The following is a 24,420-nucleotide window of genomic DNA, read 5'->3' as shown; positions in this document are numbered from 1 at the left end:
GCAAAAGTTGAACTATTAAATATACCCTTTATCCAGCAAATAGCTAATGATTTGATCCGTACAACGATCTATTGTCATGCTCTCAGTATTGACCGTTATTTCAGGAGAAACTGGTGCTTCATAGGGGAGGAGATACCAGTAAAATCGGCAATCTCACCATTTCTTGCTTTTTTATATAAGCCCTTTGGGTCTCGTGTCTCACAAACCTCTAACGAACATTTTGTATATATTTCAATAAACTCTTCTTCTTCTAAAAGATCTCTTACTTTTTGACGGTCTTCTGTATATGGAGAAATAAAAGCGGAAAGGACAATGATTCCACTATCAACAAATAGCTTCGCTACTTCACCGATGCGTCTTATATTTTCTTTTCGATCTTCCTCACGAAAGCCTAAATCTTTGTTTAAACCGTGTCTCATATTATCTCCATCTAATAAATAAGTAGAAATCCCAAGAGAATGAAGCCTTTCTTCCACTTTATTCGCTAAGGTTGACTTGCCCGAACCTGATAATCCTGTAAACCATATGACACAACTTTTTTGGCCGTGTAATTTCTGACGGTCTTCTTTTGTTATGACCGTTTGGTGCCAAATGATATTCTCTTTTTTTGTTTATCCACGTGTTATTCCTCCAAACTTAGTCCTTTTATTAAAGTATCAATCACTTCGGGACGGCTGAATTCCATCGGAGGTCTTTCCCCGTTTCTTAACATTTCTCTCACCTTTGTTCCGGACAAAATGAATCGATCCGTTTCATCATGAGGGCATGTCTTTAAAGACGCCATCGCATGACATTTTTTACAATAAAAACTGTGTTCAAAAAAGAGCGGAACGATTTGTAATTCCTCTTCTTTAAAACGGTTAAAAATGAATTGAGAATCATAAGTACCATAGTAATTTCCGACCCCAGCATGATCACGGCCGACAATAAAATGTGTGCAGCCGTAATTCTTTCTTACAAGCGCATGGAAAATGGCTTCTCGGGGTCCTGCATAACGCATGGGGGCCGGAAAAGCGGCTAACATCGTATATTTTTCAGGATAATAATGCTCGATTAACACTTCATAACTGTTCATTCGAATATGTTGCGGGATATCATCTTTTTTCGTCTCACCGACCAATGGATGAATCAAAAGGCCATCGACCGTTTCAAGAGCTGATTTTTGAATATATTCATGAGCGCGATGAATAGGGTTGCGTGTCTGAAAACCAACCACTTTTCTCCATCCTCGTCTATCAAACTCTGCTCTAGTATCTATCGGATCCAAATCATACTTTTCAGCCACTTTTCTTTTTGGACGTTTCATCATCGTAATCTTACCGCCTACATAAATCCCTGAATGTTCATAAAGCTTTGCCACTCCGGGATGGTTGTGATCAGTTGTTCCATAAACGTATTCAGCCTCTATTTTTTGATCCGCTGCATATATTTCTTCAATTTCAATAACTCCATAAACGTCGTGGTTATGAACAAGTTTCACCTTGGAACCATGATGGATGGACTGTGCTTCCTCAGTGGAAATCGATAATGTAATAGGCAGCGTCCAAACCAAACCGTTCTGCAAACGCATATGATAAAGTACGTTTTCATAGTCCGCTTTCCCCATGAAACCTTGAAGAGGACTAAATGCGCCAATAGCTATACATTCTAGATTTGCAAGAGTAAACTCATCTATTTCGATTTGCTGCTTGATATCATCTACATTCAAATCGGGATTAAAACGATTGATTAATTGACCGCCGTGGGGGATATTGCCATTGTTAAACATCACCTCTATTAGTAGTTAAAATCGATTATCTTTATAGAGTATGATGCTTCAAAAAAAATGATTAGACATTTGAGGTGAATAGGAAGTGAGTATTGAATTTGTGTTTATTGGATTGCTGGTCGGATGGCTAGTTGGAATGACAGGAGTCGGTGGAGCCTCTTTACTTACCCCGTTATTGATTTTTATGGGCATTCATCCAACGATCGCTATCGGCACGGACTTTGCCTATAATTCAATTACAAAAATGGTTGGAGCCATCCAACATATAAGGCAAAAAACGGTTCATTTTCAATTGGTGAAATATTTAGCCATCGGGAGTATACCATCTGCTGTTACGGCTAATATAGTATTTTATTTGTTTTTAGCTGACTACTATAATAAAGAGTTTGTGATGCTCTTGCTTGGTTCTATTCTAATGATTGTTTCCATCATTACATTGATTCAAATGACTTTTGGTCGTCATTCAGTTAACCGTTGGAAAGAAAAGCCATTAGAAGAAAAACGGCATTTGACCATCCTGGCGGGAGTCATCATCGGAGCCATCGTAGGAATCACTTCGGTTGGATCAGGAAGCCTTTTTGCATTGTTTATCTTATATGTTTATAATATGAAATCTTCCGAATTAGTTGGTACAGATGTCACTCATGCTTTTTTACTTACTTCTATTTCAGGCCTCTTGATGGCAGGATTTGGACACATCGATTATTTATTAGTGGGCAATCTTCTATGCGGATCCATTCCAGGAGCGATCATTGGCAGTAAACTTACAACAAAGATGCCGTCGAAATATATACGTATTGTCATGATTGTAATCATTTTTATTAGTGGAATGAAACTTGTTTTTTAGAGTGGAACACTCTCTGTCGAAAAGGCCGATTTCCTCAAGGAACATTGGCTTTTTTTATTATAAAGTCAATAAAACAGCCTTTCTATATGATTCAGCTGTACATCGATCACATTTTATAATCTATTTAGGTGTCACATTAGCTATACAGGAGATCGGAATCCCAGGATGGTGTTTACTGTTTTAAACAACATCCGATGACAAGAATGATTAAACTTTCCGTCTATGGAGATGTGGAGGATTAATTTTATTCTGAAGGCAACTTAAAACGGTTCTGCTTTTTGATAATAAAGGAGATTAATAGAATATTTACATACAAATGATGAATGTATCCAAGCTTTTGTAAGCCTAAAGACATACTATATTTTTGAAAATAAGAAAATACAGTAAATTTCGGCTCGTTTTCTTTTTTTCGAAATTTTATTGAATAGGAGTGTAAAAGTTATATGACAACAACTGCGTTTGTTACGGGCTCTCTGGGATGCCCATGCTCACCTTTAGAGGCGACCGTTACGGTAGTGCTTCTAGCGAGCCCACCTGCGCCATTTTCCAGTTGCGTAGATGTTACCATAACCAATGATGCCAATAGTATAGGGAGCATTGGTTCTTTCTGTTTAGTTGTGAATAATGCCGGTCCATTTACACTAGTAGCTGTTGATGGTGCCCCAATAACCCCTATAACACTAACAGGGGGAATTGCCCGGGTTGTGCTGGTATTGATGCCGATATTATACACCAGTTCACAACCGATAAAATTGCCGCGGGTGATTCTCGTACGTTTACTATCTGTTCTGGGACTCCGTTTACGGAGTCACAATTCACGGCTGTCTTATTACATTTCCAAGATATTACGGGTTGTGATGACGTGACTAGTTGCTGTGGAATAGGCTCATTTGGAGGTGCAACAACAACAACAACAACATCAACAACATCGACAACTACAACAACATCAACGACAACATCGACAACATCAACAACAACATCAACAACATCAACGACAACATCGACAACATCAACAACAACATCAACGACAACATCGACAACATCAACAACAACATCAACAACAACATCGACAACTACTTCCACTACAACGACAACATCAACAACATCAACAACATCAACGACAACTGTATGTCCGATTCCAAACCCGCAAACTTGCTGTCAAGAAGATGTTGAATTTAAAACACAGCTCGTTCCGCCTGCATTGGCTCAAGCAGGGGTAATGACTGAGGTATTTTTCACACAACCGCCTGTTGTTGAAGATGTTTGCCCTGAAAAAGTAATCATTTGCGGCACATTAGCGAAAAAAATTACGTTCATAGCTGTGGATGATCAAGGAAACCAATGTGAGAAAGTCATTTGTGACGAAAGAGCATTCCAATGTATCATTGACCGTGATGATGCAAACGAAGGAGACCATTTCGAAGTTTGTGGATTTGCCGTTTTATGTGAAGGTACACCAAGACCACAAAATTTCGGAACACGCCCGGGACCGGGAGGACAAGGAACTGTCGATGTGTTCTGGAAAATCACTGAAAAAGACATCGTCAAGGTGTGTATTAGAAAGAATAATTGCAACGTTTGTACTCCGACCCCAGAGTGTCCTCCAACTTCATTTTCTGACTAGTCTCTTTAAGTAAGCAATACGAAAACGCAGAGACCTCTCGATTCTTTATGATTCTTGAGGTCTTTTTTATATGCAAAGACAGAACAAAGCTTTGATTGCTGGTTTAGGCACCATCATAAACAAGACGGGATAGACATCTATGACTTTCGGATAAGACCATTAAATCGATAGGCGAATGCATATTGTTTCTTTTTACAGCCGATTCTCAGCAACTACCTATACCGAATTGCCTGGTTTCACATATTGTATTTTAGGATTTCAGGACAGTAGATTATTATCATACTTATTTTTTCCTGCTTCCCTAGTTTTATATTCGCAATATAAGGAGGAGTAAAATGACTGGAGGCCCAATAACAACGACAACTGTATGTCCAATTCCAAACCCGCAAACTTGCTGTCAAGTAGCCGTTGAATTTAAAACACAGCTCGTTCCACCGGCACTAGCTGCGGATGGCGTTACAACTAAGGTGTTTTTCACGCAAGCACCTGTTGTTGAAGATGTTTGCCCTGAAAAAGTAATCATTTGCGGCACATTAGCGAAAAAATTACGTTCACAGCTGTGGATGATCAAGGAAATCAATGTACGAAAGAAATTTGTGATGAAAGAGCATTCCAATGTATCATTGACCGTGATGATGCAAACGAAGGAGACCATTTCGAAGTTTGTGGATTTGCCGTTTTATGTGAAGGTACACCAAGACCACAAAATTTCGGAACACGCCCGGGACCGGGAGGACAAGGAACTGTCGATGTGTTCTGGAAAATCACTGAAAAAGACATCGTCAAGGTGTGTATTAGAAAGAATGATTGCGACGATTGTCATCCAATCTCACCTTGTCATCCAATCTCACCTTGTAAACCAAACTCATTTTTTGACTAGTCTCTCTAAGTGAGCGATATTTCAACGTATAGACCTTTCGACTCTTTATGATTCTTGAGGTCTTTTTTGTGCAAAGACAGAACAAATCTTTGATTGCTAGTTCATGCACCATCATGGACAAGGCGATATGACATCTATGACTTTTGGATAAGGCTATTAAATTTGTAGGTAAACAAATAAAAGAAGGAAAAAATCAACCGTTATTATACAGTCATCATTCGGATTTATCCCGCTATTCGCGGGCAGTAAGACCCCCACCTCAAGATTTAGAGAGAAGCGAAGAAGATAGGTGGGGGATAACTGCCCGTAAAAGCCCGATTGGTGAGAACTTTCCATCAGTAGGGGATGAAGAAAATCCCCACTGATGGAAGTTTCACTTTATATAAACTTCAGCTTCATATGCAGAAAAGTGTGATTGTGAAATAGATAGAACAAACGGCTGAAACACAGGAAAACGAAAGTATTATTGTTTGTTAGCTAGCTGCTTTAAGCCGATATTAATGAACTATAGAGCATACTGCAGCAAAAGTTTACATAAATTGTAACAATATTGATTGTATAGAAATGATAACTTCATTAATTAAAAAAACAGAGATTTTTACTTGTCTTATATGTAAGGAAATATAGTTTTTTTGGGGGGTAAATATTTGAAAGTTTTAGTCACAGGCGGGGCAGGCTTTATTGGTTCACATATTGTTGAATCCTTATTGGAAAACAATATAGAGACAGTAGTTATTGACAATTTAGCTACCGGTCATAAGTATAATATTCCAGCGGGAGTTGCTTTTTATCATTTTGATGTACGAGATCCTGATATTGATAAAATTTTTATGATAGAAAAACCAGACTTTGTAATACATCAAGCGGCACAGGTGTCTGTGCAGGAATCTGTAAAACAGCCACTTTACGATTGTAATGAAAATATCATGGCGACTGTAAATATTCTACAATCTTGTATAAAGTATAACGTGAAAAAAATTATCCACGCATCAACTGCTGCTGTATACGGTAATCCTAAATATTTGCCTATTGATGAGAATCATGAGCGTAATCCTGTATCATTTTATGGTTTATCGAAATTGACCAGTGAAACATATATTCAATTATTTGCAAAACTTTCGGGTTTAAAGTACACAATTCTTAGATATTCCAATGTGTATGGTGCAAGACAAGATACAAATGGAGAAGCTGGTGTTATTTCCGTTTTTATTGACCGTTTATTGAAGAATGATAGTCCAATTATATATGGTGACGGAAATCAAACAAGAGATTTTATTTTTGTTAAAGATGTAGCATATGCTAACTTTTTGGCTCTTAGGAATGCTGACAATCAAATATGTAATATTAGCTCGAATCAACAAACTTCAGTCAATGAACTGCTGGATATAATCTATAGCTTAATGAAAATAGAAAATAAAAGAATATACAAAGAGGAAAGACCAGGGGATATTGTTCATAGCTATCTATTAAATAATAAAGCTAGAAAATACTTAAATTGGAATCCAAAGTTTTCATTACTTCAAGGATTGGAAGAGACGATTTCCTTCTTCCGTAAAAAATAAAGCGATTGCATGCAATACACTAAATATAGAAAGAGAAGCTTATATCGTAAATAGATTAAGCTTCTCTTTCGTGTGTTTTTCCATATTATATGGATTATTTTCAATAAGAACCACATATGTACTTTAGGGATTTTCTTAGTTTTTAATCCTCTTGTTTATCCCGCTATTCGCGGGCAGTAAGACCCCCACCTCAAGATTCAGAGAGAAGCAAGGAAGATAAGGGGGATAACTGCTTGCATGCGCCCGATTGGTTCAACTAACCATCAGTGGGGGATGAAGAACCCCCCACTGATGGAGGTTTCACTTTATAAAAAATAGGGAATGTGCCTTATGTAGATAGATAAAGAATAGATTTTTAATGAAACTTCTCCGCCTTGTATGAATATAACTGTAATAACGTACGTTTCAGTAAAGAGGGGGATTGGGGATGGCAGATAAACAAATAAAGGAAGGGAAAAATCAACCGTTATTATATACTCATCGTTTGGATTTATATAAACTTCAGCGCCATGTGCAGCGGAGTGTGATTGTGAAACAGACAGAACAAACGGCTGAAACACAGGAAAACGAAATAGATCATGTTGAAAATAGGGAGCAGACTCACCATATTGTAGAGGAGGTAAACGTAGCTGATCCACAAAACATGCAAACGGATGAACCGGAGATAGATGTTGTTGAACAACAAAACATGCAAACGGATGAACCGGAGATAGATGTCGTTGATCCACAAAACATGCAAACGGATGAACCGGAGATAGATGTCGTTGAACAACAAAACGTGCAAACGGATGAACCGGAGATAGATGTCGTTGAACAACAAAACGTGCAAACGGATGAACCGGAGATAGATGCCGTTGATCAATATAACGTGCAAACGGATGAACCGGAGATAGATGCCGTTGATCAATATAACGTGCAAACGGATGAACCGGAGATAGATGCCGTTGATCAATATAACGTGCAAACGAATGAACCGGAGATAGATGTCGTTGATCCACACAACGTGCAAACGAATGAACCGGAGATAGATGTCGTTGATCCACACAACGTGCAAACGGACGTACCGGAGATAGATGTCGTTGATCCACAAAACATGCAAACGAATGAACTGGAGATAGATGTCGTTGATCCACAAAACATGCAAACGGATGAACCGGAGATAGATGTTGTTGAACAATATAACGTGCAAACGGATGAACCGGAGATAGATGTCGTTGAACAACATAACACGTACGCGAATGTAGCGGAAGAGAATCAACCAAAACAAAATGATGAACAATTTGTAGAATCTTCAAGTAGTACATGGCAGAATAAATCGTTTAAAGATATGAATAATGAAGAGAAAATTTATTTCTTATTAAATCGACCACATTATATACCAAGTGTGAAATGTATGGTGAAAACAGAGAAAGCTTCTTATGTAGGGGTTATTGCTTCTTATGAAAATGGGGTGCTGCAAATAGTAGCATCGAACCGAATTGGGAATTTCATCCTAAATATAGAAGATGTCGTATCCATTCGCATGATGGGGCTATAATGTACGAAAGGTGGTAGGAATCCTACCACCTCAATAGTTTTTGGGTTTACATATTATACGCCTGAAACGTGTGCGTCACGTAGGCATTGAATTGCACAGAAACAATTTAAATCAACAGTTACAACAGAATTTGTTGCCTGTAGTGTAGCGTTGGGATTGTTTAAGAAGGCACAAACTGGCTCTTCACAATCTTTTTGATCTGGACTGTGTACTTCTAATGCACGTAATACTGCAGTGCAGTCGTCTACACTTTCTACACGGTAAATGTACGAATAGCATTTTTTAATGCTACCAGAACCAACAAATACTTTGAATGGTTCTCCTCCGCTATTAAATAAGACAAATGGGCGAGTATTTGCGAGTCTAGAGCCTTGATGTGCACCAAGGAATGGAACATCGCATCCTGTCGGGCATGTGCTTGTTGCGCAATCTTGTAATTCATTGATGAAGTTTACAACATCACATACGCAATTGATGTTTATAACCTTTTTGTCATCATTGTTACCCATTCTTTTCACTCCTTATCATAAGTTTTGATTTACACTATTAGAATATTGAATGCGGGGTAAATCTGTTACTGCTCTTAAGTTGTTTTTTTCAAAGGATAAGCCTGTATTTAGATGAAAAGAAAAGGGGATGAGGAACTTGCTTTTTGAAAGTTGGCTTATGTTTTTTATTTTCTCATTTGCAGTATTTCGGTTAACACACCTTTTGGTCTATGATAAGATTACGTCTTTTATACGTGCGCCTTTTATTGAAGAAATACAGATTACAGAGGAGGATGGTACGGTTTCAACGTATATGAAAATAAGAGAAACGGGCTTACGTAAATTTTTTGGTGAATTGTTAAGTTGCTATTGGTGTACAGGAATATGGATGAGCGCTCTATTGCTTTTGGGTTATGAATGGATTCCTAAAGTAGCAGAGCCAATTATTTTGTTGTTAGCAGTTGCTGGGGTTGCAGCAATTATTGAGACGATTGTGATTCGATGGATGGGGAATTGAGAAATGAAGGAACGAAGCAGAAGGGTTGTTCATATAATAAAGAGAGCGTTAAAAAATAGAGGAGATGTTTGCCATGGCAAAGTATTATGACCCAAATCAATATTGGTATCAAATGCAGCAGCAGCAACAGCAACAGCAGCAAGAACAGCAACAAGGACAACAGCAACAGCAGCAACAACTAGAACAACAAGGATATGTGAAAAAAACGGTTGTAACTGCGGCGGAAATAAAAAGAAATATCAGTAACAATCAAAAGAGGTTTAGGGGATGAAAAAACGCCCACTGCTGGAAGTTTTATTTTATGAAAAGTAAAATAAAAAATACCTTGTTTTATCCTCTTTGTAAGGAAAACCAAGGTATTTTTTGTTTTGCAGGATGATTGTATTTCAGAAAGTTTCGCGTAGTAGCGTTGCAGGCAGAAATCATTTCATTTGTTATTTTGTTTTTTGTAGATTATCCCTTGTCAAAAATAAAAACCTAGAAACATCAAGTTTCTTCCCTCTAAAAAATTGCGGAGAAGAAATGTACAATTCTTCTTTTGCGCGCGTAATAGCAACGTATGCTAAGCGTCGTTCTTCCTCTAATGCTTCTGAAGTATCAGTGACGCGATCGTTTGCGTCTTTTAAAGAGGAAGAATGCGGTAATATCCCATCGCTTGCACCGAGTAAGAAAACACATGGAAATTCAAGACCTTTGGCGTTATGAATAGACATAAGCGATACAGCATCTTGCTGCGCTCGTGTTTTTAATGTTTCCATTTCTTTTTGATTTTGAATAGCTGTGTTTACAAATTCTAAATACGCTGGAATATCTGAAAAGCGATTTGCAGATTCAATGAGTTCTTCAAGCATTTCTTCTTGTATTTCTTTTTGCATCGTAAAGGAAGAGCGGTCATTGCTTTGCAGATAGTCTAAGTATTGTCCTTTTCCTTTAATGATTTCTTTTAATGCTTTTTTCGGTTCGAGCTCTTTAATAAATTTTAGAAAATCAATACGATCATTAATTTTTTTACTTGGAACGGCTTTAAATTTGGATTAAGTAAAAGAAAATGTAAAAGGGAAGGAAAGCGACCTTCACCGTATTTCCATTGTTCTCGTTCAATAAATGATATACATTCATCACGTCCAATATACATCGTTGGCAAAATGCTTGCGAGTGATTCTAAGCGAAACGGTTCAAAGGCTAACCGTAACTGATCTAATACAGGTTTAATGAGCGAGTGTTCATAAAACGATTGGCTTGCCCCGTATTTGACAAACGGAATTTTATGAATCGTAAGCTGATCGAGTAAGGAACGGCTTACAGAATGCGTTCGGTACAGTAAGCAAAAGTCTGAATAGTTTCGCTCACCACTTGCCACTTTATCTTGAATAAGTTGTAAAATTTGATTCGCTTCATCTAATGTTGTTGCTGGCCTTGAATAAAATGGCTGTATTCCTTCTTCGTGAACGGTGTACAATTCTTTGTTAAATCGTTCTTGATTCAGCTTAATGACTTCATTACCAAGTCCAACTATGTATGGATTGGAGCGATAGTTTGTATTTAAAGTAATAATGGTTGTATCATCAAATTCCTTTGGGAAAGAAAGGATAATTTGATGACTAGCTCCGCGCCAACCGTAGATCGCTTGATCATCGTCCCCTGCGATAAATAAGTTGTTTTGCGGTGCTGCTAATAGTTTCACAATTTCATACTGGGCGTACGATGTATCTTGAAATTCATCCACTTCAATATATTGAAAGCGACCTTGCAGTTGTGTTAATAATGCGGCATTGTTTTCTAGCAAATAAAACGTTTCAAGTAAAATATCATCAAAATCTAGATAGCGATGACTTTGCTTTACGTCTTCATAGCGTTGATATACTTCTTGAAATTCACGTTCAACAGGTGTTTTTGCTTGTACATCTTTCGGTCTATTTAATTTATTTTTTTCAAGTGAAATCATTGCTAGCATACTTTCTGCATCATAGTCATCTTTTAAACGAAGTTCTTTTAAAATTTTCTTTACGATAATTTGTTTATGCTTTTCGTTTGCTAAAATTTGTTGGTTGTATCCTTGGCTGCGAAGTAATTTTAAGAAAACAGAGTGGAATGTTCCGGCAACAAGATATTGGCTCGCTGCGGGTGTCATACCAGGTAATGTTGCTACGCGGCTTCGGATTTCTTCTGCAGCTTTTTGGGTAAACGTAAGCAATAAAATGTTACGCGGGTGAATGCCTTTTACGTTGACTAAATAGCCAACGCGTGTTGTCAAGACAGACGTTTTTCCGCTGCCGGCACCAGCTAATGTAAGAACGGGTCCTTCCGTCTGGCGTACAGCTTCTAATTGTTTTTCATTTAAATGTATTCCTTGTTTTTCAAGAGCGCGAAAATAGGTAACATCCGCATCTTTTTGATGAATTAAGTCGGTAGATGTTTTCGGAATATGATAAGTTGCGCGAGGTATATTCGAATGTGTTAATGATTTTTGCGAAAAATTTTCCTTAGTCATAATTTCACCTTCAATAAGTAGCATCAACTTATAACTTTATCGGAAGATAGAGGAAATGGCAATGTAAAAAAGTGAGACAGTTATGTGGTTGAATTTGGATTATATAAATACAAATTGAAAAAACGACATAAAAACCCCTTTCTTTTTAGATGGGTGAGAGGATCTGGCCGTGCATAGAAGCGGTCAGGGCCTTTTCCTGCCCCGTGCGGTGGTAAAACAAAGAGAGAAAACGAGTGCAGGTTACTTTTTGTTTGGCGTAGCCGTGACTTACATGTTGAAAAACCGAAATAAAAGACCTTTTTTTGTTAGGGGAGCGAGAGAATCTGACCAGGCATAGAAGTGGTCAGCCTCTTTTCCTGCCCCGTGCAACGGTAAAACAAGTGTAGGTCATTTGTTTTCTGCATAGCAGCGACTTATATGTTGAAAAGTCATATGTGATGAGAGCGTGCGTAAAACGCAAGATGATTGTAGAAATTATAAAAAGAAGCGCTAATTAGCGCTTCTTTTATAGTTTTTTTATCATTACAACATGCGGAATGTCAGCTTCCATAAACACATCAGAAATTGTTTCATATCCAAGCTTATTATAAAACGGCTCAGCATGTGTTTGAGCATGAAGTTTTAGTTTTGGAAGAGCTTCTTCTTTCGCAAGAGTTTCTAACGCATTCATAATGATTTTCCCGGCCCCTTTTTGGCGATGAGAGGATAGGACACAAATACGTTCCACTTTTCCTATGCCGTCAACGATACGAAAACGCCCAGCACCAACTGGAACACCTTCATCGTATAAAACAACATGTTTTGCGACATCTTCATATTCATCGTATTCTTCTTCAGACGAAACATTTTGCTCGTCCACAAATACTTGTTTGCGAACAGAGAAGGCATCTTTTAGCTCTTCTTCATTTTGTACGAATTTTGCTTGCAACTTATTACTGCTCCTTCCCTAAATGGAACGTTTCATATACTGTCCATGTCTCATTTTCTAATTGATATACTAAATGGAAACGGTCAATTGGTTGTTCATAATAGAAATCTTTCATTTTTAGGCGACCTAAAACATCAGCATGTTCAGCATCTGATAATTGTTGTCCAATTGTAAGGTGTGGCACAAAAGCATATTCGCGATCTTGTGTGAATATACTGCTATGCATTTCTTCATTTAGAAATGTTAATTCTGGTGTTTTTTCCACTTTAAAGTAAATGACATTATTTACAGGTGCAAACGAGCTCACTTTTCCAACATGTAGTGTAAACGTGTTGGCTTTGCTTGCAATTGTATGCAGCTCCTTTACAATAGCGCCTAGCTGTTCATCGGCTACTTCAAAAGGTGCCTTTAATGTAATGTGTGGTGGAACTAATGCATAATGTGGATCGTAACGCTTACGCAGACCATTTGCTTTATCTTGAATCATTTTTGATGGAAAAATTACAATACCTAGTTTCATCTCTAAATTCCTCCCCTTGTCTGAACGTAAAATGTTTTTGTGAAAAAACTCTCCCTTATTATATCAGATGATTCTGAAAAATACTGTGTATTATTTCATTGATAGCATATGAGAAAATGCATGTGGCAAGTTTTTTTGCCAATATTTCCACGTATGATTACCATTGAACTCTTCGTAATAGGTTGTAAATCCCTTTTCTATGAGAAGATTATGCAATTCTCGGTTTGGTGCTACAAAATCAGAAATATTGCCATCTGTTGTTTTTACATTTGTTTCTTCTGTACCGATAATATGGTATAAATCTAACGTTTGTGGCTGAGTAAATGTTTTGGCACGTTCTAACACAGATTCATTAACGAATGGTGATTGCATAATCACTTTACCGAATGTATGCGGATACATAAGAGCTGTCATAAATGAAACTGTACCGCCTAAAGAATCTCCAATTAAAACGCGGCCTTTCCCCATTTGATACGTTGGATACTTCTCATCTAAATATGGAACAAGTTCGTGAGCTAAAAAGCGAATGTACATGTCATTTTGTGATCCGTTTGGATGATATTTTTCTTTTCGGTCGTGTACATCTTTATATGGGATACCGACAATAATAGTTCGATCAATTTCCTCTGTTTCACGAAGTGATTCTATCACGCGATGTGCTTTACCTAGCTGAAAATAATCTCTTCCATCTTGTGCAATTACAATGGTGTGCTTATGAAGCGGCGTGAAGTTTGCTGGTAAATAAACGAGAAGCGAAATTTCTTCTTGCAATGATTTACTGTAAAATGTAAGTTCTTCAATTTTCCCTATTGTTTGTGTCATTGTGTAATCTCCCCTAAGTCAAAAGTTAATACAATTTTATTTTAGCATAAGAATGAGAAGAATCTAAAAAATTAGTATTCAGTAATAGAAGAAAGGGCTATAATGAAGTGAGAATTTTGGATAGATAAGGAGATGACATATGAAGCAACCAAAATCAATTGCACTGCCGTTAGCGATTTCGATTATTACGATTTCATTTGCGGCTATTTTTGTAAAAATGTCTACAGCACCATCTTCTGTTTTAAGTATGTATCGTTTATGGATTGTTGTGCTTATTATGTTTCCTATTGTTTGGAAGAGAAGAGAGGAATTTACGAGAATTCAGAAAAAGGACTGGGGATTTTTAATTGGATCTGGTTTCTTTTTAGCATTACATTTTCTTCTATGGTTTGCATCGTTAAAATTTACAACAGTTGCAAGTTCTACGATCATTTTAGCACTGCAGCCGCTCGTATCTCTTGTGGGAGGTTTTTTCTTATTTAAAGAAAGAACAACACTCGCTGCACTTGCGACAATGGGAATTGCAATTATTGGTGTAGGGTGTATTGGATGGGGAGACTTAGGACTGAGTAGGGAAGCAATCTTAGGTGATATACTATCATTTTTAAGTGTGATTGCAGTAGTTGGATATTTATTTATTGGGCAAACAACAGTGAAAAAAGTGTCCCACTGGATATATAGTTTTACTGTCTTTACATTTGCAGCTTTATTTTTAAGTGCCTATAACATGATGCTACAAATTCCATTTACAGGTTATTCATCATGGGACTGGACTGTATTTTTCTTACTTGCAACTGTACCAACTGTATCTCAAATGATTCATAACTGGCTATTAAATTATGTGAATGCGACGACAATATCTATGAGTATTTTAGGGGAGCCTGTTGGTGCAACAATTCTTGCTTTCTTTTTACTAGGTGAAAAATTAAATGTAATGCAAGTGGCAGGAAGTCTGCTTGTATTATGCGGTGTATCTATATTTTTACTGCAACAGCAAAAAAGCGTATATAAAGAGCAAGTAGAAGGTGCAGTATATACGCAAAAGACGTAGTTATTATCGTGCATTGAACAGAAGTGAAACTCCCGTTATTGGAAGTTTCACTTTATTTTGGTTTTGTTATATACGGTTGGACGTGGACGATACATAGGTCACGGAATTTTCCTTCTGCAGTTGTGACAATAATAACAGCTCGTCCAGCTTGTTTTCCTGTTACGATTGCTTTATGCCTTGTAGCGTTAATTTCTACAATATCAGGACTATTGCTCGTCCAAATTAGCTCTTGGTTACTTGCTAGAGAAGGAAGGACAGCTGCTGTAAGTTCTGCACGTTGTCCAGCTTTTAGCTTTAATTTAGCTTTGTGTAGTTGTACGCCGATGACCGGCACAACAGAAGGAACAATTTTAATATGAGGTGTATCTGGTTGTGTTTTAGCATATGAAGAAGTTGTAAAGTGTTTTTGTAGGCGAAATGATGATAGCATGTGAGCGGTCTCCCTTCTGTATAATGTCTTTGGTTATACTATACATAAAAAATGTTAGGATTAATTTAAGATAATATAAAGAATTTGTTAATTTACAGAAAATTCAGTATGTAAGCGAGAAAAAATAATCCCTGCTTCTATATAATAGAGGCGGGGATTGTTTTTTCTGAGATTAAGAAGCTATTTTTTCAAATTCTTCAAAGTCTTTTTGAACGTGTTCTGCTGGCTTTGTTAACAAGCTTACAACGATAATAGCAAGTAAGCTAGCAGCGAAACCAGGAATCATTTCATATAACATATCTTTTAAAAATTGAAATTGTGTCCACGTAATAACAGTTGTTGCCCCGGCAATCATGCCAGCAAGAGCGCCCCATTTTGTCATTCGCTTCCAGTATAGGCTTAATAAAATAACTGGTCCAAATGAAGAACCAAAACCTGCCCAAGCGTAACCAACAAGTGCTAAAATTGTGTCATTTTGTTTAAATGCAAATCCACTTGCAATTAAAGCAATTGCTAGAACAGCCATACGTCCTACAAAAACAAGTTCGCGGTCCGTTGCAGAGCGGCGGAAAAATGTACGGTATATATCTTCTGTTACAGCACTTGATGTAACAAGAAGCTGTGAAGAAATTGTACTCATGATTGCTGCTAAAATAGCAGCTAGTAAGAAACCAGTAATAAGTGGGTGGAATAAAATATTTCCAAGTTCAATGAAAATCGTTTCTGGATCTGCTAATTTTAAGCCCATGTCAGAATAATAAGCAATCCCGATTAGTCCAGTAAACATAGCGCCGACGATAGAGAAAATCATCCAGCTCATGCCGATGCGGCGAGCAGTTTTTAATTCGTTTACAGATGAAATCGCCATAAAGCGAACGATAATATGAGGTTGTCCAACATAACCAAGACCCCAAGCGAATAAGGAAATAATGCCGAGTACAGAAGTACCTTTAAAAATATTTAATAAGTTTGGATCAATAGATTGAATTGTTTGAAATGCTGGTCCAAGACCATTTACATGCATAATTGTTACAATTGGAACTAAAACGAGTGCGACAACCATAATAATCCCTTGCACGAAGTCTGTCCAACTTACAGCTAAGAACCCGCCAAATAACGTATAAGCTACAACAACAGCGGCAACAATGAAAAGTCCCATATGATAGTCCATTCCAAATGTATTACGAAATAGAACAGCACCTGATACTAATCCCGAAGCTACATAAAATGTAAAGAAAATCATAATAACAAGTCCGGAAACAAGGCGTAGCATATGAGATTTATCATGGAAGCGATGTTCTAAAAATTCTGGAATTGTAATTGAGTTGTTTGCCAGTTCAGAGTAGGTACGTAAGCGAGGAGCGACGTATAGCCAGTTTGCATATGCACCGAGTGTTAAGCCGACCGCAATCCAACTGCTGCTTAGACCTGTTGCAAACATAGCACCGGGTAACCCCATTAATAGCCAGCCGCTCATATCAGCAGCGCCAGCGCTTAGTGCTGTTACTGCGGGACCTAATGTACGCCCGCCAAGCATATAATCTGTTAAGTTTGATGTTCGTTTGTAGGCAATGTAGCCAATTACTAACATCCCGATCATATAGATCGAAATTGAAATTAAAATCTGTGTATTCATGTTAGTCCCCTTCCCTAAGTAGTATCTTTTGATGTATTGCATAATTATAATCTAACATGATTATGTGTAAAAATCCACACGCAAATAAGAATTTTCAGAAATGTAAGTGTTTTCTGGTGGGATTTTATTATTTTAATATAAAATATTCTGACTATAAACAGCTGTTTTTATAGAGTATTTATTATTTTTACATAAAGATGATATGTTTTGTCAATATAATATTTAAAGTATAGATAAAAATTTTTTTCAGAAAGTGTTGACTTCTAAAAAAAGAAAAGCATATAATGAGTTCAAATTTAAAAACGTAAGCGTTGATGAAGAAGAGTACATATTACGGACATGGCAGAGAGCTGATGGTTGGTGCGAATCAGTATGAAAGTAATATGGAATGGGCTTCGGAGCTTCCAAACCGAAACGAAAGAAGTAGGCTTTGGCGAAAAGATCTCATCGTTACAAGAGACACGTATTGTATTTCGATACGGAAAAGTGCGTTACTTTTGTAACGAATTAAGGTGGCACCACGGGAGTACCCGTCCTTTTTATAGGATGAGTACTCCCTTTTTGTATAGAAAAAAATGAATATGATAAATCGATGAGTAAGAAGAGTACGTACATTGGAGACGTTCCAGAGAGCCGGGGGTAGGTGAGAGCCCGGTGCGGTGCCAAGTACGGAATGGGCTTACGAGAGGTATGCTGAACTATAAGTAGGCAACCCGGGTTCCGCCGTTACAAGGATTGGGTATAATATTGTACCTGAAAAAGCGGGATGCTTTGCATCCAACAAGAGGTGGTACCGCGGTAAATTTATCGTCCTCTGCATATTTCCATATGCAGGGGACTTTTTTATTTTGAATAGAGAGGTGACAGTCATGATAACGAAAGAACAATTTATGATGCGAAAACAACAAGGGAAAACCTTTCTTGTTATTCAAGAGGAAGAAGGCGATAGTTTGACACCGATTGCTTTATATCGCCGTATGAAAGGTGAGAAAAAATTTTTACTCGAAAGCTCGCAGCTTCATCAAGATAAAGGACGTTATTCTTATTTAGGGTGTAATCCTTACGGAGAAATTAAAAGTATTGGCAAGGAAGTAGAGATTACGATAAATGGTGTGACTGAAAAGGGAAACGGAAACGTATTAAAGGAACTGGAAAGAATACTTGCACCAAATAAAGTTGAAAGCCCATTTCCGTTTTGCGGAGGAGCAGTTGGTTATATTGGTTATGATGTCATTCGGCAATATGAAGATATTGGAGAAATGTTGTCTGACCCATTAAATATTCCAGAAGTGCATGTGCTACTTTATCGTATGTTTGTTGTGTATGATCATCTACGACAAAAGCTATCGTTTGTATATGTGTATCAAGGCGATGATATGGACTCGTATGAAGAAGTTTACGAGCAGCTGCAAGTATATAAACAGGAATTGTTACATGAATCAGAGGAACATGTGAAAGAGCTGTATGCTTCTTTAACATTTACATCTTCTGTAACAGAAGAAAGGTTTTACGAAATGGTTGAACAGGCAAAGGAACATATTCGGGCAGGGGATATTTTTCAAGTTGTGTTATCGCAGCGTTTGCAAAGTGATTTTGTAGGAAATCCATTTGCGTTATATCGTCGGCTTCGCACCGCGAATCCATCTCCCTATATGTTTTATATTGATTTTCAAGATTATGTTGTACTCGGTTCTTCACCGGAAAGCTTACTTTCTGTACGAGATGAAAAGGTTATGACGAATCCAATTGCAGGAACAAGGCCACGCGGAAAAACGAAAGAAGAGGATGAAAAGATAGCGAAAGAGTTGCTTGCAAACGAGAAGGAGCGAGCGGAGCATATGATGCTGGTCGATTTAGGACGTAATGATATTGGACGGGTGAGTGAGGTTGGTTCAGTTCAATTAGATAAATATATGAAAATCGAGAAATATTCACATGTGATGCATATTGTATCTGAAGTTTCCGGAACATTGCGAAAAAATATGAACTGCTTTGATGCGTTAGCGTATTGTTTGCCGGCAGGAACTGTATCGGGAGCTCCAAAAATTAGGGCAATGGAAATTATTAATGAATTAGAAACAGAAAAACGAAATGTGTATGCCGGAGCAGTTGGCTATATTTCTTTCTCGGGGAATATGGATATGGCACTTGCTATACGAACGATGGTTGTAAAAGATGAAAAAGCATATGTACAGGCAGGGGCTGGTATTGTGTATGATTCGAATCCTGCAGCCGAATATGAAGAAACATTAAATAAAGCAAAAGCGCTCTTGGAGGTAATGAAATGATTGTTCTCATTGATAATTATGATTCATTCACATATAACTTGTATCAATTGTTAGGTTCCAGCGCAGAGAACGTCGTTGTACTACGTAACGATAAAGTGACGATTCAAGAATTGGAGGAAATGAAGCCGCAAGCAATTATTCTTTCTCCAGGACCTGGAAGACCAGAAGATGCAGGGGTTTGTATTGAAGTGATTCAACATTTTTATAAAAGTATTCCGATTCTTGGTATTTGTCTTGGACATCAAGCGATTGTTACTGCTTTTGGCGGAGAAATTGTTCAAGCAGAGCGGATTAAACATGGGAAAACGTCACTTGTGAAACATAATGGCACATCGATATTCTCGTATGCAAAACAGCCGCTGACAGCGATGCGTTACCATTCACTCGTAGCAGATCAGCATACTCTTCCTAATTGTTTTGATGTATTAGCTACAGCGATGGATGACGGAGAAATAATGGCAGTTCGTCATCACTATTATCCGCTTTTCGGATTACAATTTCATCCGGAATCAATTGCAACTGAAGAAGGCGGGAAATTAATACAGGCATTTTTATCTAATGTGAAAGAGGTGGAGAGAGTATGAATCGCTATCTTCGAAAATTAGTAGAGAGGCAGAATTTAACGGAACATGAAATGTATGAAGCAGGTATTGCGCTATTAAGCGAGGATATTTTAGAGAGTGAAATTGCAGCCTTTTTAGCAGTGTTAAAAGCAAAGGGAGAAACGGCGGATGAAATATATGGTCTTGTTCGAGCACTTCGTGAAAAAGCATTGCCATTTTCTAATCATATTGTAGGTGCGATGGACAATTGCGGAACGGGCGGAGATGGTGCACAAACATTTAATGTTAGCACAACATCAGCCTTCGTGATTGCTGGTGCCGGTGTAAAAGTTGCGAAACATGGCAACCGTGCCGTTTCTAGTAAAACGGGAAGTGCGGATTTATTAGAGGAACTCGGTGTCAATATTGCATGTACGCCAAAGCAAATTGATTATTTGTTAGAGAAAGTCGGGATTGCCTTTCTATTTGCACCGGCGATGCATCCAGCACTGCGCCGCATTATGAAAGTAAGAAAAGAATTAAATGTTCCAACAATCTTTAATTTGATTGGACCACTTACAAATCCAATTCACTTAGAAACACAGTTCGTTGGTATTTATAAACGAGAGATGTTACTCCCAGTAGCAAAGGTACTGCAAAAGCTTGGCAGAAAACAAGCAATTGTTGTAAATGGGAGTGGATTTTTAGATGAAGCATCTTTGCAAGGAGAGAATCACGCAGCGCTTTTAAAAGATAACAAGATTATCGAAGTAAGTATTTCCCCAGAAGAGTATGGATTTTCACGTGTGAAAAACGAAGCCATTAGAGGCGGAAATGCAAAGGAAAATGCCAATATTACATTAAACGTCTTGCGCGGAGAAGATAGCGTATACCGTGATACAGTGTTATTCAATGCAGGGCTTGCTCTTTTTGCAAATGGAAAAGCAGGAACAATTGAAGATTGCATTCGCATAGCGGCTCATAGTATTGATTCGGGTAAGGCGTTAGAGAAATTAAATTTATTAATTGCTGCAAGTAATAAAAAGCTAGAAAGGGTGAACTAAATGGAAAGCATTTTAACGAAAATTATCGAGCAAAAAAGAAAGAAGTAGCGGTGTTATATGAAACGTATACACCAGTGAAGGAAACTCGTACATCCTATTCTCTTGTCGAAGCGCTGCAGCAATTTACTGTGATTGCAGAGATAAAACGTGCCTCACCGTCTAAAGGGGATATCAACTTACATGTTGATGTTGCCAAACAAGCACAGATCTATGAAACAAGCGGTGCTGGAGCAATTTCTGTTTTAACAGATAATCAATTTTTTAAGGGCTTTTTTCATGATTTAGAAACGGTAAGAGCACATACGAATGTACCGCTTTTATGTAAAGATTTTATCATTGATAGAATCCAGATTGACCGGGCGTATGATGCGGGAGCAAATCTGATTTTACTTATTGTTGCTGCATTAACAAAGGAAAAATTATTCGAACTATATGCGTATGTAAAGGAGCTCGGCTTAGAAGCGATTGTAGAGATTCATAATGAAGAGGAGCTAGAAACGGCATTAGAGCTAAATCCTGACGTTGTTGGAGTAAACAATCGAAACTTGAAAACATTTGAAGTTGATTTAAGTACAACGGAAAAGCTCGGGAAACGGTTAAATGAACAAAACGTACTTTGGATTAGTGAGAGCGGCATTCATACAAAAGAAGATATTATACGTGTCAAGCAAGCGGGCGCAAAAGGAATTCTTGTCGGAGAAGCGTTCATGACAGCACCGTCTGTCGGAGACTTTTTTCAATCGCTGAAGGTGACGATATGAAAGTGAAAATTTGCGGTATTACCGACATCGAAACAGCAAAAGCCGCCTGTGAATACGGCGTTGATGCCATCGGATTTGTATTTGCGAAAAGTAAACGAGAAATTACGCCAGAGCAGGCAAGACAAATTATTGAAGAGCTTCCGGCGAGTGTGATGAAAGTTGGCGTTTTCGTAAATGAATCAATCGAAGCGATCCAGAAAATTGTAACGTATTGTGGTTTAACGCATGTACAGTTTCATGGGGACGAACAAAATCACCACATCAAAAGATTGAATATTCCATCTATAAAAGCGGTTGGTGTAAGTTCGAGAGAAGATATAGAACGAGCACAAGAATATGAAACTGATTTTATATTATTTGATAGTCCAAAAGAAAAGTTTCATGGTGGAAATGGTAAAACATTTTCATGGGAGTTATTACGGTCAAATACCATTGAAAAAAATGTATATTAGCTGGTGGATTACATCTTGAAAATATTACAAAAGCCATTGAAATGGTTCAACCATATATGGTTGATGTGAGCAGTGGTGTTGAAACAGATGGTAAAAAAGATATCGAGAAAATGAAAAGATTCATAACGAAAGCGAAGGAGTGTTAAAGATGAAATATGCATATCCAGATGAAAAAGGTCATTACGGTATTTATGGAGGACGTTATGTCCCAGAAACGTTAATGCAGTCTGTTTTAGAGTTAGAAGCAGCATATAAAGCAGCAATGCAAGATGAAGCATTTCAAGAAGAGTTAGAGCATTATTTACAAACATATGTCGGGAGAGAAACACCTCTGTATTTTGCAGAAAATCTTACGAAGTATTGCGGCGGAGCAAAAATTTATTTAAAGCGAGAAGATTTAAATCATACAGGAGCTCATAAAATTAACAACACAATTGGGCAGGCGCTTCTAGCAGTGCGAATGGGTAAGAAAAAAGTTGTGGCTGAAACTGGTGCTGGACAGCACGGGGTAGCAACAGCAACTGTATGTGCCTTGCTTGGTTTAGAGTGCGTTATTTTCATGGGAGAAGAGGATGTAAAACGCCAAAAACTAAATGTTTTTCGGATGGAATTACTAGGTGCGAAAGTTGAAAGTGTCGCAGCAGGAAGTGGGACGCTAAAAGATGCAGTAAATGAGGCGCTTCGCTACTGGGTTGCACATGTACATGATACGCACTACGTTATGGGATCTGTCCTTGGACCGCATCCGTTTCCACAAATAGTACGTGATTTTCAAAGTGTAATTGGTAAGGAAACGAAGAAGCAATATGCGGAGTTAGAAGGAAAATTACCAGAAGCAGTTGTAGCTTGTATTGGCGGCGGCAGTAATGCGATGGGAATGTTTTATCCATTTGTACAAGATGAAGAAGTTGCTCTTTACGGCGTAGAAGCAGCAGGTAAGGGGATTCATACAGAGAAGCATGCCGCAACATTAACGAAAGGAAGCGTTGGTGTTTTGCACGGATCTATGATGTATCTTCTGCAAAATGAAGAAGGACAAATTCAAGAAGCCCATTCAATTTCAGCAGGGCTGGATTACCCAGGGGTTGGGCCGGAACATAGCTTATTAAAAGACATTGGCCGTGTATCTTATCATTCGATAACAGATGAAGAAGCGCTGCATGCTTTTCAATTGTTAACGAAAAAAGAAGGGATTATTCCAGCATTAGAAAGCTCACACGCTGTGGCGTATGCACTTAAATTGGCACCAACTATGAAAAGTGATGAAGGGCTTGTCATTTGTTTATCAGGGCGCGGAGATAAAGATGTTGAAAGTATAAAACGTTATATGGAAGAGGTGTAAATGATGAGTGTAGAAAGAATTACTGCAGCATTTCAAAATGGAAAAAAAGCATTCATCCCATACGTAATGGGGGAGATGGCGATTTACAAGAACAAATTCGTTTTTTAGATAAAGCCGGGGCAAGCATTGTTGAAATTGGCATTCCTTTTTCTGACCCAGTTGCAGATGGACCAACCATTCAAAGGGCAGGAAAACGAGCACTAGAAAACGGAACAACGCTTGAAGGAATTTTCCAAGCACTTGCGGAAGTAAGGCAAGAAGTGCAAATTCCATTTGTATTAATGACATATTTCAATCCGATTTTAGCGTTCGGGAAAGAACGTTTTATCGGGCGATGCATCGAAGCAGGTGTCGATGGGATTATCGTTCCGGATCTTCCATATGAAGAACAAGATATTATTGCACCGCTATTGCGCGGGGCACAGATTGCTCTTATTCCGCTTGTAACGATAACAAGTCCGATTGAACGAATTCAAAAGATTACGAGTGAATCACAAGGATTTGTATATGCTGTTACAGTAGCTGGTGTAACCGGAGTGCGACGCGATTTCGAACAAGAATTGCATACCTACTTAGAAAAGGTAAAAGCGAATGTTCAGCTTCCGGTTGTTGCAGGATTTGGCATATCAACAACGGAGCAAATAGAGGAAATGATTAAAGTATGTGATGGAGTTGTGGTCGGAAGTAAAGTGATTGAGCTGTTAGAAAATGAAAAGCAAGATGAAATTCGCGAGCTCATTGCTGCAGTAAAATAAAGTGAAACTTCCGTCATGGGGGATCTTACTGCCCGCGAATAGCGGGATAGAAGGGAGAGGCTGCTATTAAGGCAGCTTCTTTTTTGTATTATTGCTGATAAAAAGGAATTTAAAT

19 protein-coding genes, 5 pseudogenes and 2 other annotated features are annotated in these 24,420 nt (G+C 38.0%); of the genes and pseudogenes, 15 read left to right on the top strand and 9 right to left on the bottom strand.

Going from position 1 to position 24,420, the window contains the following annotated elements:
• Positions 1-15: 15 nt before the first annotated feature.
• Both cysC and sat read right to left on the bottom strand, forming a co-directional pair.
• A pseudogene (gene cysC / locus ACEWFJ_RS18605) lies at positions 16-596 on the bottom strand (adenylyl-sulfate kinase).
• A 26-nt stretch (positions 597-622) separates the two neighbouring features.
• The gene (sat, locus tag ACEWFJ_RS18600) at positions 623-1,768 is read right to left on the bottom strand and encodes a sulfate adenylyltransferase (RefSeq protein WP_473689487.1); all 1,146 of its coding nucleotides are present in this window, start codon (positions 1,766-1,768) and stop codon (positions 623-625) included.
• Between the two features lie 85 nt (positions 1,769-1,853).
• Here sat and ACEWFJ_RS18595 point away from each other — a divergent pair, with 85 nt between their 5' ends.
• The 5 genes from ACEWFJ_RS18595 to ACEWFJ_RS18575 all read left to right on the top strand — a co-directional run bounded on the left by ACEWFJ_RS18595 (position 1,854) and on the right by ACEWFJ_RS18575 (position 8,218).
• Positions 1,854-2,615 carry a sulfite exporter TauE/SafE family protein gene (locus ACEWFJ_RS18595; RefSeq protein WP_473689486.1) on the top strand — a complete coding sequence of 254 codons (762 nt, stop codon included), beginning with the start codon at positions 1,854-1,856 and terminating at the stop codon, positions 2,613-2,615.
• Positions 2,616-3,477: 862 nt separating this feature from the next.
• Positions 3,478-4,239: a hypothetical protein gene (locus ACEWFJ_RS18590; protein ID WP_473689485.1), complete on the top strand. Its 762-nt coding sequence runs from the start codon at positions 3,478-3,480 to the stop codon at positions 4,237-4,239.
• A 335-nt stretch (positions 4,240-4,574) separates the two neighbouring features.
• A complete protein-coding gene (locus tag ACEWFJ_RS18585; protein WP_473689484.1) occupies positions 4,575-5,132 on the top strand; it encodes a hypothetical protein in 558 nt (185 codons plus the stop codon).
• 634 nt (positions 5,133-5,766) lie between these two features.
• Positions 5,767-6,681 carry an NAD-dependent epimerase/dehydratase family protein gene (locus ACEWFJ_RS18580; RefSeq protein ID WP_473689483.1) on the top strand — a complete coding sequence of 305 codons (915 nt, stop codon included), beginning with the start codon at positions 5,767-5,769 and terminating at the stop codon, positions 6,679-6,681.
• A 427-nt stretch (positions 6,682-7,108) separates the two neighbouring features.
• On the top strand, positions 7,109-8,218 hold the full coding sequence (locus ACEWFJ_RS18575) for a CotO family spore coat protein (protein WP_473689482.1): 1,110 nt from the start codon (positions 7,109-7,111) through the stop codon (positions 8,216-8,218).
• A 53-nt stretch (positions 8,219-8,271) separates the two neighbouring features.
• Here ACEWFJ_RS18575 and ACEWFJ_RS18570 read toward each other — a convergent pair whose 3' ends face one another.
• Positions 8,272-8,727: a CotY/CotZ family spore coat protein gene (locus ACEWFJ_RS18570; protein ID WP_473689481.1), complete on the bottom strand. Its 456-nt coding sequence runs from the start codon at positions 8,725-8,727 to the stop codon at positions 8,272-8,274.
• Positions 8,728-8,863: 136 nt separating this feature from the next.
• On the opposite strand from ACEWFJ_RS18570, the gene ACEWFJ_RS18565 reads away from it, so the two are divergent.
• Positions 8,864-9,223, top strand: coding sequence for a DUF1360 domain-containing protein (locus ACEWFJ_RS18565; RefSeq protein ID WP_473689480.1), 360 nt, complete (start codon positions 8,864-8,866; stop codon positions 9,221-9,223).
• 73 nt (positions 9,224-9,296) lie between these two features.
• Positions 9,297-9,494, top strand: coding sequence for a cytochrome C oxidase subunit III (locus tag ACEWFJ_RS18560; RefSeq protein ID WP_473689479.1), 198 nt, complete (start codon positions 9,297-9,299; stop codon positions 9,492-9,494).
• Positions 9,495-9,657: 163 nt separating this feature from the next.
• Here ACEWFJ_RS18560 and ACEWFJ_RS18555 read toward each other — a convergent pair.
• The 4 genes and pseudogenes from ACEWFJ_RS18555 to ACEWFJ_RS18540 all read right to left on the bottom strand — a co-directional run bounded on the left by ACEWFJ_RS18555 (position 9,658) and on the right by ACEWFJ_RS18540 (position 13,984).
• Positions 9,658-11,714, bottom strand: a pseudogene (locus tag ACEWFJ_RS18555) (ATP-dependent helicase).
• Between the two features lie 505 nt (positions 11,715-12,219).
• Positions 12,220-12,642, bottom strand: coding sequence for a GNAT family N-acetyltransferase (locus ACEWFJ_RS18550; RefSeq protein WP_473689478.1), 423 nt, complete (start codon positions 12,640-12,642; stop codon positions 12,220-12,222).
• Positions 12,643-12,646: 4 nt separating this feature from the next.
• On the bottom strand, positions 12,647-13,162 hold the full coding sequence (locus tag ACEWFJ_RS18545) for a YjcG family protein (protein WP_473689477.1): 516 nt from the start codon (positions 13,160-13,162) through the stop codon (positions 12,647-12,649).
• A gap of 90 nt (positions 13,163-13,252) precedes the next feature.
• Positions 13,253-13,984, bottom strand: coding sequence for an alpha/beta hydrolase (locus tag ACEWFJ_RS18540; RefSeq protein WP_440603321.1), 732 nt, complete (start codon positions 13,982-13,984; stop codon positions 13,253-13,255).
• A 139-nt stretch (positions 13,985-14,123) separates the two neighbouring features.
• Here ACEWFJ_RS18540 and ACEWFJ_RS18535 point away from each other — a divergent pair, with 139 nt between their 5' ends.
• Positions 14,124-15,035, top strand: a complete 912-nt coding sequence (locus ACEWFJ_RS18535; RefSeq protein WP_098310750.1) for a DMT family transporter — start codon at positions 14,124-14,126, stop codon at positions 15,033-15,035.
• Between the two features lie 52 nt (positions 15,036-15,087).
• Here ACEWFJ_RS18535 and ACEWFJ_RS18530 read toward each other — a convergent pair whose 3' ends face one another.
• Positions 15,088-15,465 carry an Ig-like domain-containing protein gene (locus tag ACEWFJ_RS18530; protein WP_473689476.1) on the bottom strand — a complete coding sequence of 126 codons (378 nt, stop codon included), beginning with the start codon at positions 15,463-15,465 and terminating at the stop codon, positions 15,088-15,090.
• 172 nt (positions 15,466-15,637) lie between these two features.
• The gene (putP, locus tag ACEWFJ_RS18525) at positions 15,638-17,101 is read right to left on the bottom strand and encodes a sodium/proline symporter PutP (protein ID WP_473689475.1); all 1,464 of its coding nucleotides are present in this window, start codon (positions 17,099-17,101) and stop codon (positions 15,638-15,640) included.
• Positions 17,102-17,403: 302 nt separating this feature from the next.
• Positions 17,404-17,642, top strand: a binding site (T-box leader).
• Between the two features lie 42 nt (positions 17,643-17,684).
• Positions 17,685-17,919: a binding site (T-box leader), on the top strand.
• Between the two features lie 51 nt (positions 17,920-17,970).
• On the opposite strand from putP, the gene trpE reads away from it, so the two are divergent.
• From trpE to trpA, 7 genes and pseudogenes are all read left to right on the top strand, one after another.
• Positions 17,971-19,389 carry an anthranilate synthase component I gene (gene trpE / locus ACEWFJ_RS18520; RefSeq protein ID WP_473689474.1) on the top strand — a complete coding sequence of 473 codons (1,419 nt, stop codon included), beginning with the start codon at positions 17,971-17,973 and terminating at the stop codon, positions 19,387-19,389.
• The gene (locus ACEWFJ_RS18515) at positions 19,386-19,973 is read left to right on the top strand and encodes an anthranilate synthase component II (RefSeq protein WP_473689473.1); all 588 of its coding nucleotides are present in this window, start codon (positions 19,386-19,388) and stop codon (positions 19,971-19,973) included. The genes trpE and ACEWFJ_RS18515 overlap by 4 nt, the downstream gene beginning before the upstream one ends.
• Complete coding sequence (gene trpD / locus ACEWFJ_RS18510; protein ID WP_473689472.1) at positions 19,970-20,995, top strand: anthranilate phosphoribosyltransferase; 1,026 nt, start codon at positions 19,970-19,972, stop codon at positions 20,993-20,995. Before ACEWFJ_RS18515 ends, trpD begins: the two co-directional genes overlap by 4 nt.
• Positions 20,996-21,756, top strand: a pseudogene (gene trpC, locus ACEWFJ_RS18505) (indole-3-glycerol phosphate synthase TrpC).
• Positions 21,753-22,354: pseudogene (locus ACEWFJ_RS18500) on the top strand (phosphoribosylanthranilate isomerase). Before trpC ends, ACEWFJ_RS18500 begins: the two co-directional pseudogenes overlap by 4 nt.
• A gap of 2 nt (positions 22,355-22,356) precedes the next feature.
• Entirely contained in the window at positions 22,357-23,550 is a 1,194-nt protein-coding gene (gene trpB, locus ACEWFJ_RS18495) for a tryptophan synthase subunit beta (protein ID WP_473689471.1), read from the top strand.
• A 3-nt stretch (positions 23,551-23,553) separates the two neighbouring features.
• Positions 23,554-24,305: pseudogene (gene trpA, locus ACEWFJ_RS18490) on the top strand (tryptophan synthase subunit alpha).
• The last annotated feature ends 115 nt before the right edge of the window (positions 24,306-24,420 follow it).

The sequence above is a fragment of the Bacillus sp. EA-CB0995 genome (assembly GCF_055814245.1).
This window is presented reverse-complemented; position numbering and strand designations above follow the sequence as displayed.